This is a genomic window from Pigmentiphaga litoralis, from assembly GCF_013408655.1.
Classification (GTDB): domain Bacteria; phylum Pseudomonadota; class Gammaproteobacteria; order Burkholderiales; family Burkholderiaceae_B; genus Pigmentiphaga; species Pigmentiphaga litoralis_A.
In genome coordinates this window covers 481307-496166 of record NZ_JACCBP010000001.1, presented here as the reverse complement: position 1 = coordinate 496166, position 14860 = coordinate 481307, and the positions used below count along the sequence as shown (strand labels likewise).

Below are 14860 nucleotides of genomic sequence, written 5' to 3'. Positions count from 1 at the left end.
AATGCAGACACGCGCGACATGATGTGCCGCAGCGTCGTGACGGCGGCCGGAAAGGATCAGGCCGCGAGTTTACCGGTTTTGCAGCGTGGCCCGCCGTCAGCCCACGTACGGCTGCCGCGCGTAGCCACCTACGACCGACTGATTACTTCCGGTCCTTGCCGTCCACCGGCGGTACCGTGAACGGAAACGCGGTGAACATCGACTTGGTCTGGTTCTGCATCTGATCCTGCATCTGCACGAACAGATTCTTGCTCTGGTCGATGTAGTTGCTCATCATGCTCTTGATCATTGGCGTCTGGACGTTCATGAACTGCGCCCAGGCTTCGGGGCCGAACTGATTGCCGTACAGACCCTTGGACTGCTCGCCGACCTTGTTCTGGATTTCCATGAAGGCCTGGATATTCTGTTCCAGGTACGAGCCCATGATGCCCTGCATGGCATGACCGTAGAAGCGAATGATCTGCGACAGCATGGTCGCCGTAAACATCGGCGCGCCGGCCGTCTCTTCTTCAAGAATGATCTGCAGCAAGATGCTGCGGGTCAGGTCGTCGTTCGACTTGGCGTCGATCACCTGGAATTCGGCGTTTTCGAGCACCAGCTGCTTCACATCGGCCAGCGTGATGTAGGTACTGGTCTGCGTGTCGTACAGTCGGCGGTTCGGGTACTTCTTGATCATCCGCAACGCCTTGCCAGTTCCTGCTTGCTGGTTCGCCATCTTGTCCCCACGCTCGTGCTGTTATGAAGGCCGGTACGGCGTGCTGCGCCGCACCGTCAACCCGGAGTGTAGTGCACCACCGATGCTCACCGGTGGTGCATACCTTGGGGCTTACCCCATGTGCAGGCCGCCATTCAGCGAGAAGTCCGCACCGGTGGCGAAACCGGCGTCTTCGGACGCGAGCCAGGTGATGATCGAACCGATCTCGTCAGCCGTCCCAAGTCGCTTGACCGGAATCGTCTCGACGATCTTTTCCAGCACTTCGGGGCGGATTGCCCGGACCATGTCGGTGCCGATATAGCCCGGCGACACGGTGTTGACCGTCACGCCCTTGGACGCCACTTCCTGCGCCAGCGCCATGGTGAAACCGTGGATGCCCGCCTTGGCCGTCGAGTAGTTGGTCTGCCCGAACTGTCCCTTCTGGCCATTGACCGAACTGATGTTGATGATGCGTCCGAACTTGCGCTCGACCATGTCTTCGATGACCTGCTTGGTCACGTTGAACAGGCTGTTCAGGTTGGTGTCCATGACCGCGCGCCAGTCGTCCAGCGACATCTTGCGGAACAGCCCGTCACGCGTGATGCCCGCGTTGTTGACCAGCACGTCGACGGGGCCGACTTCCTGCTTGACCTTCGCGAAGGCTTCGCGCGTCGAATCCCAGTCCGCGACGTTGCCGACCGATGCGTGGAAGGTGTAGCCGAGCGCGGCCTGTTCGTCGATCCACTGCTGGAAGTTCCGGCTGGGGCCGCAACCGGCCACCACAGTGAAGCCCGACTTGGCGAGGCGCTGGCAGATCACCGTACCGATTCCGCCCATGCCGCCAGTGACATATGCCACTCTGTTTTCCATACGGTGCTCCTCTCGATTGGCAAGGGGGTCATCCCCCTGCGCTTTTAGGTATGCGTCATCCACTTACATTGCGCGGGCCAGCACATAGCGGCCTGGCGCGGCTTCGATCACCGGATGCTGCTTGTTGCCCAACGCGGTTTTGGCCTTCACCTCCGCGCCGGAATGCGATTTGAGCCAGGTCGCCCAGTCGGGCCACCAGCTGCCGGCCACCGACCGCGCGGTGTCGATCCACACTTGCGGATCCGCGCCCGCGGCCGGCGCCGCGCCGTTGGCGACGACGTCGTTGACCCAATAATTGCGCCGATTCTTGACCGGCGAATTGATCACGCCGGCAATGTGGCCCGACGCGCCGAGCACGAAGCGCGTCGGCCCCTTCAGCAGCTGGGTCGATGCGAACGCCGAGGTCCAGGGCACGATGTGATCGTCGCGCGAACCGTACAGATAGGTCGGCACCGACAGCGTGGTCAGGTCGAGCGGCAGCCCGCACACGGTGGTTTTGCCCGGGATCTTCAGGTTGTTTTCAAGATAGGTGTTGCGCAGGTACCAGGCATAGAACGGGCCGGGCAGATTGGTGCCGTCGGCATTCCAGAACAGCAGGTCGAACGCCGATGGCGCTTCGCCCTTCAGGTAGTTGTTGACGACGTTGTTCCACACCAGATCGTTGGGGCGCAGGAACGCAAACGTATTGCCGAGTTCGCGCGCGGCCAGCAGCCCGCCCTGCGCAAACTGCGCTTCCCGCAGCTTGGCCTGCGCCTCGTTCACAAAGACCTTGAGCACGCCGGTGTCGTGGAAGTCGAGCAGCGTGGTCAGCAGCGTCATGGATGCCGCGGGCGATTCGCCGCGGGCTTCCAGCACGGCCAGCGCCGTCGCCAGCAAGGTGCCGCCGACACAGAAGCCCAGCGTGTTGACCTGGTCCTGTCCCGACACTTCCTGCGCGACCGTCAGCGCCTGGATCACACCATGGGCAATGTAGTCGTCCCACGTGGCCTGCTGGATGCCATCGGTATCGGTGGTCAGCGGATTGCGCCACGACACCAGGTAGACGCTGATGCCCTGCTCCAGCGCATACCGTACGAACGAGTTATTGGCCTGCAGATCAAGAATGTAGAACTTGTTGATGCACGGCGGCACGATCACCAGCGGACGCGTGTGAACGCGGGCCGTGATCGGCGTGTACTGGATCAGCTGGAACAAGGCGTTTTCAAACACCACGGCGCCTTCGGTCGTGGCGATCGACTTGCCGATCTCGAACGAGGTTTCGTCGGTGTTTGAGATGCGTCCTTTCTGCAGGTCATTCAGCAGATTGACGATGCCCTGCTGCAGGCTTTCGCCACCCGATGAAATGAACTTCTGTTGCGCATCCGGATTCAGGGCAAGGAAGTTCGACGGCGCCATCGCGTCGATCCACTGCATCATCGCAAAGCGGATCTGCTCACGCGCGGTGTCGGGCACTTCGACGTTGTCGGCCATCTGCAGCAGGGTACGTGCGGACAGCAGGTAGGCATGCGCCATGAAGGCGTGCGCCGGACTGTTGGCCCAGGCCTGACCGGCAAAGCGGGAGTCGGATACCGGGGCCAGCGCGCCGCGCGTGGCTTCACCACACAACGCGGCCCACTGCTGCGAGAACTGGTTCTGGATCTCGAGCATTTTTTCCGGCGCAACGGCAACGCCGGCGGGCGGAGCAAAGCCGGGGATGCCTGCCAGACCGGCGGCTTGCGGAGGGGACGCCTGGGCGGTGGACGACTGCGGGGCAGAGGCCTGCGGGGTCAGGGCTTGCTGCCAGGCTTGAAGCCAAGCCAGGGGATTCATGACATCTATCGGGGGCTGGCTCAAAACGTACACCTTGTTGTATCGATTGCGTCTACGACTGCATAGTGCATAGCGTACCGGAGCGTGTCAAATGGGAGTTGCCTCCTCATCCTCAACGAGATGAGGGTATGTACCCAGTCCCTGCGCCTGCCCGAAACTCGCGTAGATTAGCGGTCCGTGCTTCGAGGTCTACCTTCATGTATTTTGCTGGCCTGGTCGCCATCGGCTGGATGTATGTCACGCTGATGATGGCCATTACGCAACCCACCGTCATGGCCGGGATTGCCACCTTCTTTTTCTACGGGCTGCTGCCCGTGACGATCATCGTGTACGTGATGCTTGCGCCCGAGCGCGGGCGTCGCCGCAAGGCGCGCGAGGCCGCCGAACGCGAAGCCTTGCTGGCCGCCAAGGTGGCGGACAAGGAAGGTCAGGCGCCGGAGGCGCCGCCGCCTGGGTAGCGTGATGGGGTAGCGCGATGGGGCAGCGCGATGGGGTAGCGCGATGCGCTAGCGCATTGGCGCCCCCGGTGCGTGACGTGCAGCGGTTAGTTCGACCCGTTCAGCCAGGCCAGCGTCGCAAAGCGGCCGGTCTGACCATCGCGGCGGTATGAAAAGAAATGCTCGGCATCCGTGACGGTGCAATGGCCGCTCAAGGTGACATCCTGAACGCCGGCCCGATGCAGTTTGCGGCGGGCCAATCCGGGCAAATCGGCCAGCCATTTGTGCACTGCGACACCGGGCCGGAAGCAGGTGGCCGCGTCCGGGTCATCGGCCAGGAAAGCGGTGCGGACGTCCTCACCCACTTCGAATGCGGTGGGCCCGATGGCGGGTCCGATCCAGGCGCGCAGGGGCGCTTCGTTGTGCTGACTGCGCATCGCCTTCACCGTGCTTTCCAGCACGCCCGCCGCCAGGCCGCGCCAGCCCGCATGGGCCATCCCAAGGACACTGCCATCACAGGCCGCGAGCACGACGGGCAGGCAATCGGCGGTCATGATCGCCAGCACCTTTCCGGGCGTGCGGGTGATGGCCGCATCGCCGCAGGGCACGGGTTGAATCGAAGAGTCCGAGGCATCGGCGGCGGCGTCTGTACGAGCGTCCGCATCTGCGGTTGCTGTCGAGGTTGCTGTCGAGGTTGCGGTTGCGGTTGCGGTTGCGCGTACACCTGCACCTGCACCTGCGTCGGCATCCACCACGTCGGTGCCGTGCACCTGCTGCAGCCACAGCGGCGCGCCGGGCAACAACGCCGCCAAAAGCTGCCTGTTTTCGGCCACCCGCGCCGGATCGTCGCCCACGTGATCACCCAGATTCCATGACGTGAACGGTGCATCGCTGACCCCGCCCTGCCGGGTCGTCACGAAGCTGCTGACACCCGGCCACGTCGGGCCAGGAAGCGTCACGGGCGTTGACGACGATCGCGCTGCGCTGCCCGCTTGCGCATCGGGTAGGAAAGAAGTGCCTGACATAGTTGGGTTCCTGTTCGCGCGATTCGTGTCCGCGAGGTTTCGGTTCGCAAGTTTCGGTGCGCAAGGTCTCGGTGCGCAAAGTCGAGTTCGCAAGGCTATCGATGACTTCAAGCACGCTGCCGACACCGCGATATGCTGCATTGCAATGAGCGTGATGCACCGCTGACCTGCTTGCAGGATGATCCACCGCCGACCTCACCTGCCGGCGACTGCTGAAGCGACTACAGTCGCGGCAATTCCGGCCGCGTCGGCACCGGGTCCCAGTCAATCGCATCCATCACCGCCTGCATGTCGCTGGCAATCGGCGAACTGAATTGCACCAGCTTGCCGCTGACCGGGTCGTCGAACTGCAATTCGCGGGCGTGCAGCATCTGGCGCGTGGCGGGCGCCACCACCTTGCCGCCGTACAAGGCATCGGCCAGTAGGGGCAGCCCCAGGCTCGCCATATGCACGCGGATCTGGTGGGTGCGGCCGGTTTCGAGCTTGCACACCAGTTGCGAAACCACCGTCTTTTCGCCCAGCAGTCCTTGCCGGGTCGCCTGGTAATGGGTAATGGCAGGTTTGGGGGCGATGGGGCGGTCGACGCTCATGCGCACCGGCACCCGCACGTCGCGGCCGATGGGTTTGTCGACCGTGCCTCCCGCCGGCGCCGCGCCGACCGCCAGCGCGACGTACCGCCGGCCCACTGTCCGCGCCTGCAGCTGCCGCACCAGCGCTGTCTGCGCCGTGTCGGTGCGGGCCACCACCATCAGCCCGGACGTATCCTTGTCCAGCCGGTGTACGATGCCCGCACGCGGCACCAGCGCCAGCTCGGGATAGCGGTGCAGCAAACCGTTGAGCAGCGTGCCCTGCCAGTTGCCGGCGCCGGGGTGCACCACCAGGCCCACCGGTTTATCGACTACGATCCAGTCCGGGCTTTCGGCAATGACGGGAAAGTCGATGGGTTCGGGGCTGAACGCACGCGTTTCGGGCGCCGCCTCTTCCCAGACCGTCAGTTCATCTCCGGGGCCGACCAGCTGCCGTACGGTCGCGGCCTTGCCGTTGACCAGCACGCCGCCGCGTTCGATCCAGCCCTGCAGGCGACTGCGCGAATGTTCGGGAATCAGCTGGGCAAGAACCTTGTCGAGACGGCCGGCTCTAATCGAGGCCGGCACGTCGAGCTGCCGCGGTTCCGCTTCCTGGACTTCGGTCTGGGGGTCGGATAGCACGTCGGTCCGCAGGTCGGGCTCGGGCGTGTCGCTGTCGGGTTGTGACAAAGAATGTGGCATCTGCGCGCGGCCTGCATGCCAGGCCGAATATAATCAGGAATAGTCAATCGGTGAGGAACACCTCCATGCAGTTGAACACAATCGCGGCAGACGCCGGCATGTCCGTCGGCGTGAACCGCTACGCCCCCAGCTGGAAGCAGCTGGCCTCGCGTCTGGGGAGCATGCTGGCGTGCGTCCTGATGATCATGACGATCGCCGGGTGTTCCGGTCTGGGCAAGGAAATCGACCCGACCGTCGGCTGGACGGCGGAAAGATTGTACAAGGAGGCCAAGGAAGAGATCAGCGTCGGCAACTGGACGCAGGCCAGCAAGCTGCTCGAAAAGCTCGAGTCGCGCTACCCCTTCGGTGTGTATGCGCAGCAGGCCCAGGTCGACATCGCGTACGTGTACTGGAAAGACGGCAACAATGCGCAGGCCCTGGCCGCCATCGACCGTTTCCAGCGCCTGCACCCGAATCACCCCAGCCTGGACTACATGCTGTACCTGAAGGGCCTGATCAACTTCTATCAGGAAAGCGCCCTGCTCTCGAGCCTGACCAAACAGGACCCGAGCGAGCGTGACCCGAAAGGCGCCCGTGAATCGTTCGACGCCTTCAAGGATCTGCTGACCCGGTTCCCGAACAGCAGCTATGCGCCCGACGCCCAATTGCGCCTGAACTACCTGATCAACTCGATCGCGCTGAACGAAGTGCACGTGGCTCGCCTGTACTACCAGCGCGGCGCGTACGTGGCGGCCATCAACCGCGCACAGACGGCAGTACGTGACTTCCAGGGCGCCCCGGCGGTTGAAGAAGCGCTGTACATCATGGTCATGTCATACGAAAAGATGGGCCTGACCGACCTGCGCGACGATTCGGCGCGCGTGCTGGCCGCGAATTACCCGAACAGCCAGTTCGTTCGCAACGGCTTCGTGGAAAACCGCGGCCCGTGGTGGAAGATCTGGTAATTCCGGAAGTCCGGAGCCCGCTGCCGGGCTCCCACCCGGGCACCAAAAAAAACCGCATCGATTGATGCGGTTTTTTTTCGTCGGCCTTTTTCCGTCAGCCCACCGCCGCGGCGTCTTCCGCCGCGTCGGCCGCATCGGCGGCATTCTTCACGGCGCCCGCTACCGCCCCCTTGGCCAGCGCCCGCTCATCAAAGAACGCGACCACGTCGTCCAGGCTGCGGGTGCGGGTGAACGGCGGCAGCCCGCGCCACAGGCGCTTGCCGTACGGCTTTTCGACCAGACGGCGGTCGCCCACCATCAGCACGCCCCAGTCGGACTCGGTGCGGATCAGCCGGCCAGCGCCCTGCTTGAGGGCAATCGCTGCTTCGGGCAGCTGATATTCAAAGAAGGCGTTGCCGCCGCGTTCCTTGCAGGCCTTGATGCGGGCGTCGAGCACCGGGTCGTCGGGCGGCGCAAACGGCAGCTTGTCGATGGCGACCAGGGTCAGCGCATCGCCCGGCACGTCGATCCCTTCCCAGAAGCTGGCGCTCCCTACCAACACCGCATGCTTGCTCACGCGGAAACGGTCCAGCAGTTCGCGCCGTGACCGGTCGCCCTGCTTGAACAGCGGCCAATCCCAGCCGCGCGCGCGAAATTCCTTGTCCAGCATCTCGGCCACCTTGTCGACCGCGCGCAGTGTGGTGCACAGCACCAGCGCCGAGCCTTTGCTGGCCGCCAGCACCGGAATCAGGGCCTCGACAAAACCTTCGGTGTACTTGGGGTCCTGCGGCGCGGGAATGCCGTGCGGCACGAACAGCCGGCCCTGGCTCGCGTAATCGAAGGGCGATTCCCACAAGCCAGTGGTGACATTGCGCAGCCCCAGCTGGCGGATGAAGTGCGAAAAATCGCCATGCACCGACAGCGTTGCCGAGGTCAGGATCCAGGCCTGGCCACCCGGGCGATATTGCGAAAAGGCTTCCGCCACCGACAGCGGCGCGGTGTGCAGGCGAATGTGATTGTTGTTCGTTTCGATCCAACGGACCCAGCCGTCGCCCTTGCGCGCTTCGGCGGCCTTGGCGGCCTCATCCACGGCGGGCTCTTCCCAGGCCGACGCCGGGCCGTCAGACAGCTTGACCTGCCGGTCATCCACGGGCGCAGCAGGCACCTGGCCTTCCCGCCACCGGCCCAGCAAGGCAATCAGTTCCGGACCGCGTTTGCCCGCCATATCCAGGTCGGGGTGGCGCACGCCCACGGCCATCAGGCACTGGCCGAGCTTGTGCACGGCGTCGATCACTTCCTTCAGCGCGGCATTGAACGCGTCGATGGAAGGCAGCGCGTCAAAGGTGCTGCGCTGGCCCGGCATCTTTTCGATGGCGGCGCACGACAGGCGCAGTTCCCGGGTGGCCTGTTCGACGGCGGACGCCATCATGGGCCAGTCGGCGCTTTCGCGGGCATGCGACAGGCCTGCCACGGTGGCGTCGCGCGCAAAGTCCAGCAATTGGTGCGACGACACCGACTCGCCCAGGAAACGGGTGGCCGCCGCCGGCAATTGGTGCGCTTCGTCGAACACCACGGTATCGGCCGCGGGCAGCAGGTCGGTGATGCCCTCGTCTTTCAGGGCCAGATCGGCCAGGAACAGGGCATGGTTGACCACCACGACATCCGCTTCGGCGGCGGCCTTGCGGGCCTGCATCACGAAGCATTCGCGATAGGACGGGCACTCGGACCCCAGGCAGTTGTCGCGGGTGGACGTGACCTTGTTCCAGACCTCGGCATTTTCCGGCACGTCGGCCAGTTCGGCCTTGTCACCCGACCGCGTCTGCTTGGCGAAGACTTCGATCTTGCGCAGCTGCGCCACTTCAAAACGCGACGCCAGCCGGCCATCGTGCACCGTGCGTTCCAGGTGGTAATGGCACAGATAGTTGGAGCGGCCCTTGAGCAGCGCCGCCGTGACCGGCAAGGCCAGCGCGGTGCGCACCGCCGGCAGGTCGCGGGCAAACAACTGGTCCTGCAGGGTCTTGGTGCCGGTCGAGATCAGCACCTTGCCGCCGTGCACGAGCACCGGCACCAGGTAGGCAAACGTCTTGCCCGTGCCGGTGCCCGCTTCGGCCACCAGGGTTCCCTGGTCGGCGATGGTCTGGGCGATGGTGTTGGCCAGCTCGGTCTGTTGCGTGCGGGGCCGGTAGCCCTTCAGCTTCTTGGCGAGCGGACCGTCGGCAGCGAACAGCGCGCTGACGTCATGGGTTTCAGTCAAGCTGGTATATCCGGTACGAGTTGCATCTGCAGGGCCACGATGTGGTCCTTGATGTGCAGTTTGCGTTTTTTCAGGCGGCGCAACAGGATCTCGTCGATCGACAAATCGGCCGCAAGCCGGTCGATGGCCGCGTCGAGGTCACGGTGTTCCGTCTGCAGCTCGATGATGCGGCTGGCGACGGCTTGAGCGTCGAGATTCATTGCTTGCCCTGGGTGGGAGGGGTTGCCGGGGTCGCGGCAGGTGCATTGAATTTTGCCGCATCGGCTTCCCGTGCGGCGCGGCGGCGCTCACGTTTGTCCTCGTTCTCTTTGCGTTCCTCGGCCCGTTTGTCGGCATAGGCCTTGGCCTCGGCCTGCTTTTTTTCGAACGCAGCGCGGTTTTCAGCCTGTTCGGCGGCGCTGAGCGACGCGCCCGGCGCCGTGCCGCGGCTGGTGGCGCCGGTGGAGGGGGCGGCAGGGGCGGCACGCGATGGCGCGGTTGCGGCAGGTGCCTCGGAGGCAGGCGCCGACGCCGCTGGCGACGATGCGGCTGACGACGATGCGGCTGGCGACGCGGACGGTGCCGACGTGCCCGCGGACGGCGTCGCAGCACCCGCCTGCCCCCTGCCCGCCTGTCCCCTGCCCGCTGCACCCGAGCCCGTTCCTGGGCCAGCCGGTCGCGCCGGCGGCTGGGCCGCCCGGGCGGCTTCCGCCTGGCGGGCCGCCGTGGCTTCGGCGTCGCGCGCATCGCGGCGCGCATTTTCCGCCGCCAGCCCTTCGCGGTGGACGCGTGCCTTTTCCTGGCGCACGAACAGCTCGGCCTGCTGGCGGGTCACGTCGGCGCGCTCGGTAATCGTGTTGCGCTGCTCGCGCGCCTTGTCGGCACAGCTCGTGGCAAAAAAGGTGTGCATGCACTCGCGGACCCGCGCCGTGTAGGCATCGACAGCCGCAGCCCGTTCGGCCCGGGCGGCATCGGCAATGGCCTGGGCCGCTTCGGCCGAGGCATAGGTGGGCGCAGGCGCGGCCACCTTGGGCTCCACCGGGGGCGGCGCCATGACCGAGTCCACCGCGGCGCAGCCCGGCAGTCCCACGATCACGGCCGCAGCCAGCAGGGCAGCGGCCCAGCCGCCCTGCCTGCCCGGGCGCGGGCGGTGCGCGCCGGAGGCAAATGACGCATGAACCTGGACAGAAATGTCACATGGCGCAAAGGCAGAACGGGAGGAGATTCGGGGCATAGGGATAGGTTGTGGCAAAATCCGCGGCTTCATTGTTGCAAGGTAGGACAGACTCGATGTCGATGGTCACCGACCGAGGCGGCGTGCTCGATGCGCAAGCCCAATCCCGCATTATCGCCCAGCTGACGGAAGAACTTGGCGCGCGCGCCACACAAATCAGCGCGGCGATCGAACTGATGGATAGCGGCGCGACCGTTCCCTTCATCGCCCGGTACCGCAAAGAGGTCACCGGCGGCCTGGACGATACCGTCCTGCGCAACCTGGAGGTCCGCCTGGAATACCTGCGCGACATGGAAACCCGCCGCGCGGCCATCCTGTCGTCCATCGATTCCCAGGGCAAGCTGACCCCCGAGCTGCAGCAGGCGATTTCCACCGCCGACACCAAGCAACGCCTGGAAGACCTGTACGCGCCGTACAAGCCCAAACGCCGCACCCGGGCGCAAATCGCCCGCGAAGCCGGCCTGGAGCCGCTGGCAGACGCCTTGCTGGCCGATGCGTCGGCTGACCCGGCCGCGCTGGCAGCCGGCTACGTGACTGCCGAAGTTGCCGACGTCAAGGCCGCGCTGGACGGCGCGCGCGACATCCTGACAGAACGGTTTGCCGAAGACGCCGACCTGCTCGAAAACCTGCGGACCTTCTTGTGGAACACCGGCCTGGTGTACTCCAAGGTGGCGGACGGCAAGGAAACCGAAGGCGCGAACTTCCGCGACTGGTTCGATTTCAATGAGCCGCTGCGCACCCTGCCCTCGCACCGCGTGCTGGCGCTGATGCGCGGCCGCCAGCAAGGCGTGCTGGAACTGCGCCTGGGTCTGGACCCCGAATTGGACACGCAAGTTCCCCATCCGTGCGTCGCCCGCATCGCCGCCGTGCTGAAGCTGAAGGGCCTGTTCGGCCTGGACGCCAGCCCGCGCGACAAGTGGCTGGGCGAGGTCTGCCGCTGGACGTGGCGCGTCAAGCTGTTGCCGGGCTTCGAGACGGAATTGTTCTCGCGTCTGCGTGACGAAGCTGAAGCCGAGGCGATCCGCGTCTTCGCCATGAACCTGAAAGACCTGCTGCTGGCTGCGCCCGCCGGCCCGAAATCGGTGCTGGGCCTGGATCCGGGCATCCGCACCGGCGTCAAGGTGGCGGCGATCGACCGGACCGGCAAGCTGCTGGACACGTCCACCGTGTACCCGCATGAACCCCGCCGCGACTGGGAAGGTTCGCTGGAAACGCTGGCGCGCATCGTGCGCAAGCACCAGATCGAACTCATCGCCATCGGCAACGGCACGGCATCGCGCGAAACCGAAAAGCTGGCGGCCGACCTGATGAAGCGCTATCCGGAATTCAAGCTGACCAAGATCGTGGTGTCGGAAGCTGGCGCGTCGGTGTATTCGGCGTCGGAATTGGCCGCCAACGAATTCCCGGACCTGGACGTAAGCCTGCGCGGTGCGGTGTCGATCGCCCGCCGACTGCAGGATCCACTGGCCGAACTCGTCAAGATCGACCCGAAATCGATCGGTGTCGGCCAATACCAGCACGACTTGAATCAGCGCGAACTGGCCAAGATGCTCGACAGCATTGTCGAAGATTGCGTGAACGCGGTCGGTGTGGACGTCAACACGGCGTCGGCGCCGCTGCTGGCCCGCGTGTCCGGCCTGAACGCGACGCTGGCCAAGAACATCGTCACCTGGCGCGACGCGAACGGCGCCTTCCGCTCGCGCGCCAAGCTCAAGGACGTGCCGCGTTTTGGCGAAAAAGCCTTCGAGCAGGCCGCCGGCTTCCTGCGCGTGGCGAACGGCGACAATCCCCTCGATTGCTCGTCGGTGCACCCCGAGGCCTACCCGGTCGTCGAACGCATCCTGGCGCGCATCCAGGGCGATATCCGGACGGTGATCGGCAACAAGGAAGCGCTGAAGGGCGTGTCCCCCACCCAGTTCACCGATGACCGCTTCGGCCTGCCGACCGTCAAGGACATTTTCAGCGAACTGGAAAAGCCCGGCCGCGATCCGCGTCCGGAATTCAAGACCGCCACGTTCATGGACGGCGTCGAAACCCTGAAGGATCTGACGGTGGGCATGGTGCTGGAAGGCGTCGTGACCAACGTGGCGAACTTTGGCGCCTTCGTGGACATCGGGGTCCACCAGGATGGTCTGGTGCACATTTCGGCCCTGGCCGAAAAGTTCGTGAAGGATCCGCGCGACGTAGTTCGTGTGGGCCAGACGGTGACCGTCAAGGTCCAGGAAGTCGACCTGCAGCGCCAGCGCGTGGCGCTGACCATGCGCCTGAACGACGATGCCCCCGTGGCGCGCCGCAGTGGCGACGATGCGGGCGCGGGCCGCTCGGGTGGGGGCGGCGGCCGCGGGCGTGATCGCAATGCGGGCGGCGGCTCGGCGCCTGCGCCGGCAGGTGGCGCAATGGCGGCGGCGTTCGCCAAGCTGAAGCGGTAAGCGCGGCGGTAAAGGCGGCGGTAAAGGCGGCACGCCCTTCGGGGCGTACACCTGCACGCTGACTCCAGCCTGTATCCATGGCGGCACTCCGGTGCCGCCATTTTTTTCGCCTGACATGTCCCGTTTCGCATATCGGAATTGCTCCGCAGCGCATTCACGCCGCGGGGTGGCGGCCTGTATTCTGACGTGACGCCGCCTTGGCCCCCCAGGCAAGGACGAGCGATCAAGACAATAACGGAGACACGCATGGCCGCCCTTCCCGCATCCCGACACCTGCTCGCCCTTGCACTCGCCACCCTCTGTGCGCTGCCCGCCACGCAGGCGCTGGCGCAAGGCAGCGGCGCGGCCGACGGCTACCCGAACCACGCGATTACCCTCGTCAATCCTTACGCCGCCGGCGGTCCGGCCGACATCCTGGCGCGCGCGCTGGCGCGGCAACTCGAAACCCGTCTGAAGCAGACCATCGTCGTCGAAAACAAGCCAGGCGGCGGCGCCACCGTGGGCGGCAGCGTCGTCGCGCGGGCCAAGCCCGATGGCTACACCCTGCTGCTGGGCACGTCCGCCACGCATGTGGTGACACCGCTGATGGAAAAAATCGCCTACGACGGTATCGGCGACTTTACCTTCGTCAGCGTGGTCGCCAACCAGCCCATCATCATGGTCGCCAGCCCGGCGTTGCCCGCGAACACCCTGAAAGAAGTGATCGCGGCCGCCAAGGCGTCGCCGGGCAAGCTGAACTTCGGGTCGGCCGGCGCGGGCGGCGCGACGCACCTTGCCGGCGAACTGCTCAAGCAACGGGCCGGCATCAACCTGACCCACATCCCCTACCCTGGCGCCGTCCCGGCACTGAAAGACGTGATCGGCGGACAGGTCCAGCTGGCCATGCTGAATCTGTCGGCCACCCAGGCATTCCTGAAAGAGGGCCGCATCAAGGCGATTGCCTACGCCGCGGCCCAGCGCTCCCCCCTGTTCCCGGACGTGCCGACCTTTGCCGAAGCCGGCGTGACCGGGGCGGAATCGTCCACCTGGTACACCCTGGCCGCGCCCAAAGGCACGCCACCGGCGATCATCGACACCCTGAACAAGGCAGTCGCCGCAGTCAATGCGGACCCGGAATACCAGAAATTCATGGCCACCCAGGGCGTCGAACTGATGACCAAGACGCCCGCCGAAACGCTGACCTTCGTGCAGCACGACCTGGACACCATGAAGCCCTTGCTCAAATCCCTGAACCTGACGGCGCCGTGATCAAAGCATGACACCCAGCAACGACTCACCGCGCGACGATTTCATCCTGGTCGACGGCGAAGGCCTCGATACCGCCCAGGCCTACCGGCTGCTGATCGGGTGCACCGCGCCCCGGCCGATCGCCTGGATCACGTCACTGGGCCCCGACGGCCGCGTCAACGCCGCGCCGTTCAGCTCGTACAACTATGTGGCGACCAGCCCGCCAATGCTCGCGATCAACATCGCCGCACGCGAGGGCGAGATCAAGGACACCGCGCGCAACATCCGCGAAACGGGTGAATTCGTGGTCAACGTGGCAACCGAAAGCACGATGGAAACCATGCACGCCAGCGCGGCGAACTACCCGCCTGACGTCAGCGAATGTGAAGCGTTGGGCATTGACCTGCTGCCGAGCCACCGCGTCAAGGTGCCGCGCATTGCCATGACGCCAGTGCAGATGGAATGCAAGCTGGACCAGATCATCGTGCTGGGTCGTGGGGTGAACACGCTGTTCATCGGCGAAGTCGTCGCCTTCCACCTGTCGCCCGAAATCTACGACGGCAGCCGGGTGGACAGCGTCAAGATGCGGCCCATCGCCCGGTTGGGCGGACCGTATTACGCAGGGCTTGGAGAAATCTTCCACCGGCCCATGTTGCAGCGGCCGCCGGGTGGCGAAGGATGGGTCGGGGACGAGCCCAAGTCGTAGCCACC

13 protein-coding genes are annotated in these 14860 nt (G+C 65.3%); 5 read left to right on the top strand and 8 right to left on the bottom strand.

Annotated elements, in window-relative coordinates; translation table 11 throughout:
* Nucleotides 1–142 precede the first annotated feature (142 nt).
* The 3 genes from phaR to phaC form a co-directional block, all read right to left on the bottom strand.
* Entirely contained in the window at nt 143–715 is a 573-nt protein-coding gene (phaR, locus tag HD883_RS02065; protein WP_179588057.1) for a polyhydroxyalkanoate synthesis repressor PhaR, read from the bottom strand.
* Nucleotides 716–826: 111 nt separating this feature from the next.
* On the bottom strand, nt 827–1564 hold the full coding sequence (gene phbB, locus HD883_RS02060) for an acetoacetyl-CoA reductase (protein WP_179588058.1): 738 nt from the start codon (nt 1562–1564) through the stop codon (nt 827–829).
* A 63-nt stretch (nt 1565–1627) separates the two neighbouring features.
* Nucleotides 1628–3373 (bottom strand): class I poly(R)-hydroxyalkanoic acid synthase, encoded by a 1746-nt coding sequence (phaC, locus tag HD883_RS02055; RefSeq protein ID WP_179588059.1) that lies wholly within the window; start codon nt 3371–3373, stop codon nt 1628–1630.
* A gap of 197 nt (nt 3374–3570) precedes the next feature.
* On the opposite strand from phaC, the gene HD883_RS02050 reads away from it, so the two are divergent.
* The gene (locus HD883_RS02050; protein ID WP_179588060.1) at nt 3571–3831 is read left to right on the top strand and encodes a hypothetical protein; all 261 of its coding nucleotides are present in this window, start codon (nt 3571–3573) and stop codon (nt 3829–3831) included.
* Nucleotides 3832–3917: 86 nt separating this feature from the next.
* Here the strand turns inward: HD883_RS02050 and pgeF are convergent, their stop codons facing one another.
* Nucleotides 3918–4835, bottom strand: a complete 918-nt coding sequence (gene pgeF / locus HD883_RS02045; protein WP_179588061.1) for a peptidoglycan editing factor PgeF — start codon at nt 4833–4835, stop codon at nt 3918–3920.
* Nucleotides 4836–5056: 221 nt separating this feature from the next.
* Complete coding sequence (locus HD883_RS02040) at nt 5057–6103, bottom strand: RluA family pseudouridine synthase (protein ID WP_179588062.1); 1047 nt, start codon at nt 6101–6103, stop codon at nt 5057–5059.
* Nucleotides 6104–6243: 140 nt separating this feature from the next.
* Between HD883_RS02040 and HD883_RS02035 the strand changes: the two genes are divergently transcribed.
* Nucleotides 6244–7047: an outer membrane protein assembly factor BamD gene (locus HD883_RS02035; protein WP_373563414.1), complete on the top strand. Its 804-nt coding sequence runs from the start codon at nt 6244–6246 to the stop codon at nt 7045–7047.
* A gap of 94 nt (nt 7048–7141) precedes the next feature.
* Here the strand turns inward: HD883_RS02035 and HD883_RS02030 are convergent, their stop codons facing one another.
* The 3 genes from HD883_RS02030 to HD883_RS02020 are packed head-to-tail and all read right to left on the bottom strand — an operon-like array spanning nt 7142 to nt 10313.
* Nucleotides 7142–9280: an ATP-dependent DNA helicase gene (locus tag HD883_RS02030; protein ID WP_179588063.1), complete on the bottom strand. Its 2139-nt coding sequence runs from the start codon at nt 9278–9280 to the stop codon at nt 7142–7144.
* Complete coding sequence (locus tag HD883_RS02025) at nt 9277–9480, bottom strand: YdcH family protein (protein ID WP_179588064.1); 204 nt, start codon at nt 9478–9480, stop codon at nt 9277–9279. Before HD883_RS02025 ends, HD883_RS02030 begins: the two co-directional genes overlap by 4 nt.
* Nucleotides 9477–10313, bottom strand: a complete 837-nt coding sequence (locus HD883_RS02020) for a hypothetical protein (protein ID WP_179588065.1) — start codon at nt 10311–10313, stop codon at nt 9477–9479. Before HD883_RS02020 ends, HD883_RS02025 begins: the two co-directional genes overlap by 4 nt.
* A gap of 236 nt (nt 10314–10549) precedes the next feature.
* Between HD883_RS02020 and HD883_RS02015 the strand changes: the two genes are divergently transcribed.
* From HD883_RS02015 to HD883_RS02005, 3 genes are all read left to right on the top strand, one after another.
* Entirely contained in the window at nt 10550–12922 is a 2373-nt protein-coding gene (locus tag HD883_RS02015) for a Tex family protein (RefSeq protein WP_179588066.1), read from the top strand.
* 246 nt (nt 12923–13168) lie between these two features.
* Nucleotides 13169–14170: a Bug family tripartite tricarboxylate transporter substrate binding protein gene (locus HD883_RS02010; RefSeq protein ID WP_179588067.1), complete on the top strand. Its 1002-nt coding sequence runs from the start codon at nt 13169–13171 to the stop codon at nt 14168–14170.
* Nucleotides 14171–14177: 7 nt separating this feature from the next.
* On the top strand, nt 14178–14855 hold the full coding sequence (locus HD883_RS02005) for a flavin reductase family protein (protein ID WP_179588068.1): 678 nt from the start codon (nt 14178–14180) through the stop codon (nt 14853–14855).
* Nucleotides 14856–14860: the final 5 nt, after the last annotated feature.

Bases quoted from the DNA above. Each gene is read 5' to 3' on its own strand.
- HD883_RS02020 (WP_179588065.1), bottom strand. From the start codon at position 10,313: ATGGCGCCGCCCCCGGTGGAGCCCAAGGTGGCCGCGCCTGCGCCCACC.
- HD883_RS02015 (WP_179588066.1), top strand. From the start codon at position 10,550: ATGTCGATGGTCACCGACCGAGGCGGCGTGCTCGATGCGCAAGCCCAA.
- HD883_RS02010 (WP_179588067.1), top strand. From the start codon at position 13,169: ATGGCCGCCCTTCCCGCATCCCGACACCTGCTCGCCCTTGCACTCGCC.
- phaR (WP_179588057.1), bottom strand. From the start codon at position 715: ATGGCGAACCAGCAAGCAGGAACTGGCAAGGCGTTGCGGATGATCAAG.
- phaC (WP_179588059.1), bottom strand. From the start codon at position 3,373: ATGAATCCCCTGGCTTGGCTTCAAGCCTGGCAGCAAGCCCTGACCCCG.
- HD883_RS02025 (WP_179588064.1), bottom strand. From the start codon at position 9,480: ATGAATCTCGACGCTCAAGCCGTCGCCAGCCGCATCATCGAGCTGCAG.
- phbB (WP_179588058.1), bottom strand. From the start codon at position 1,564: ATGGAAAACAGAGTGGCATATGTCACTGGCGGCATGGGCGGAATCGGT.
- HD883_RS02050 (WP_179588060.1), top strand. From the start codon at position 3,571: ATGTATTTTGCTGGCCTGGTCGCCATCGGCTGGATGTATGTCACGCTG.
- pgeF (WP_179588061.1), bottom strand. From the start codon at position 4,835: ATGTCAGGCACTTCTTTCCTACCCGATGCGCAAGCGGGCAGCGCAGCG.
- HD883_RS02005 (WP_179588068.1), top strand. From the start codon at position 14,178: ATGACACCCAGCAACGACTCACCGCGCGACGATTTCATCCTGGTCGAC.
- HD883_RS02040 (WP_179588062.1), bottom strand. From the start codon at position 6,103: ATGCCACATTCTTTGTCACAACCCGACAGCGACACGCCCGAGCCCGAC.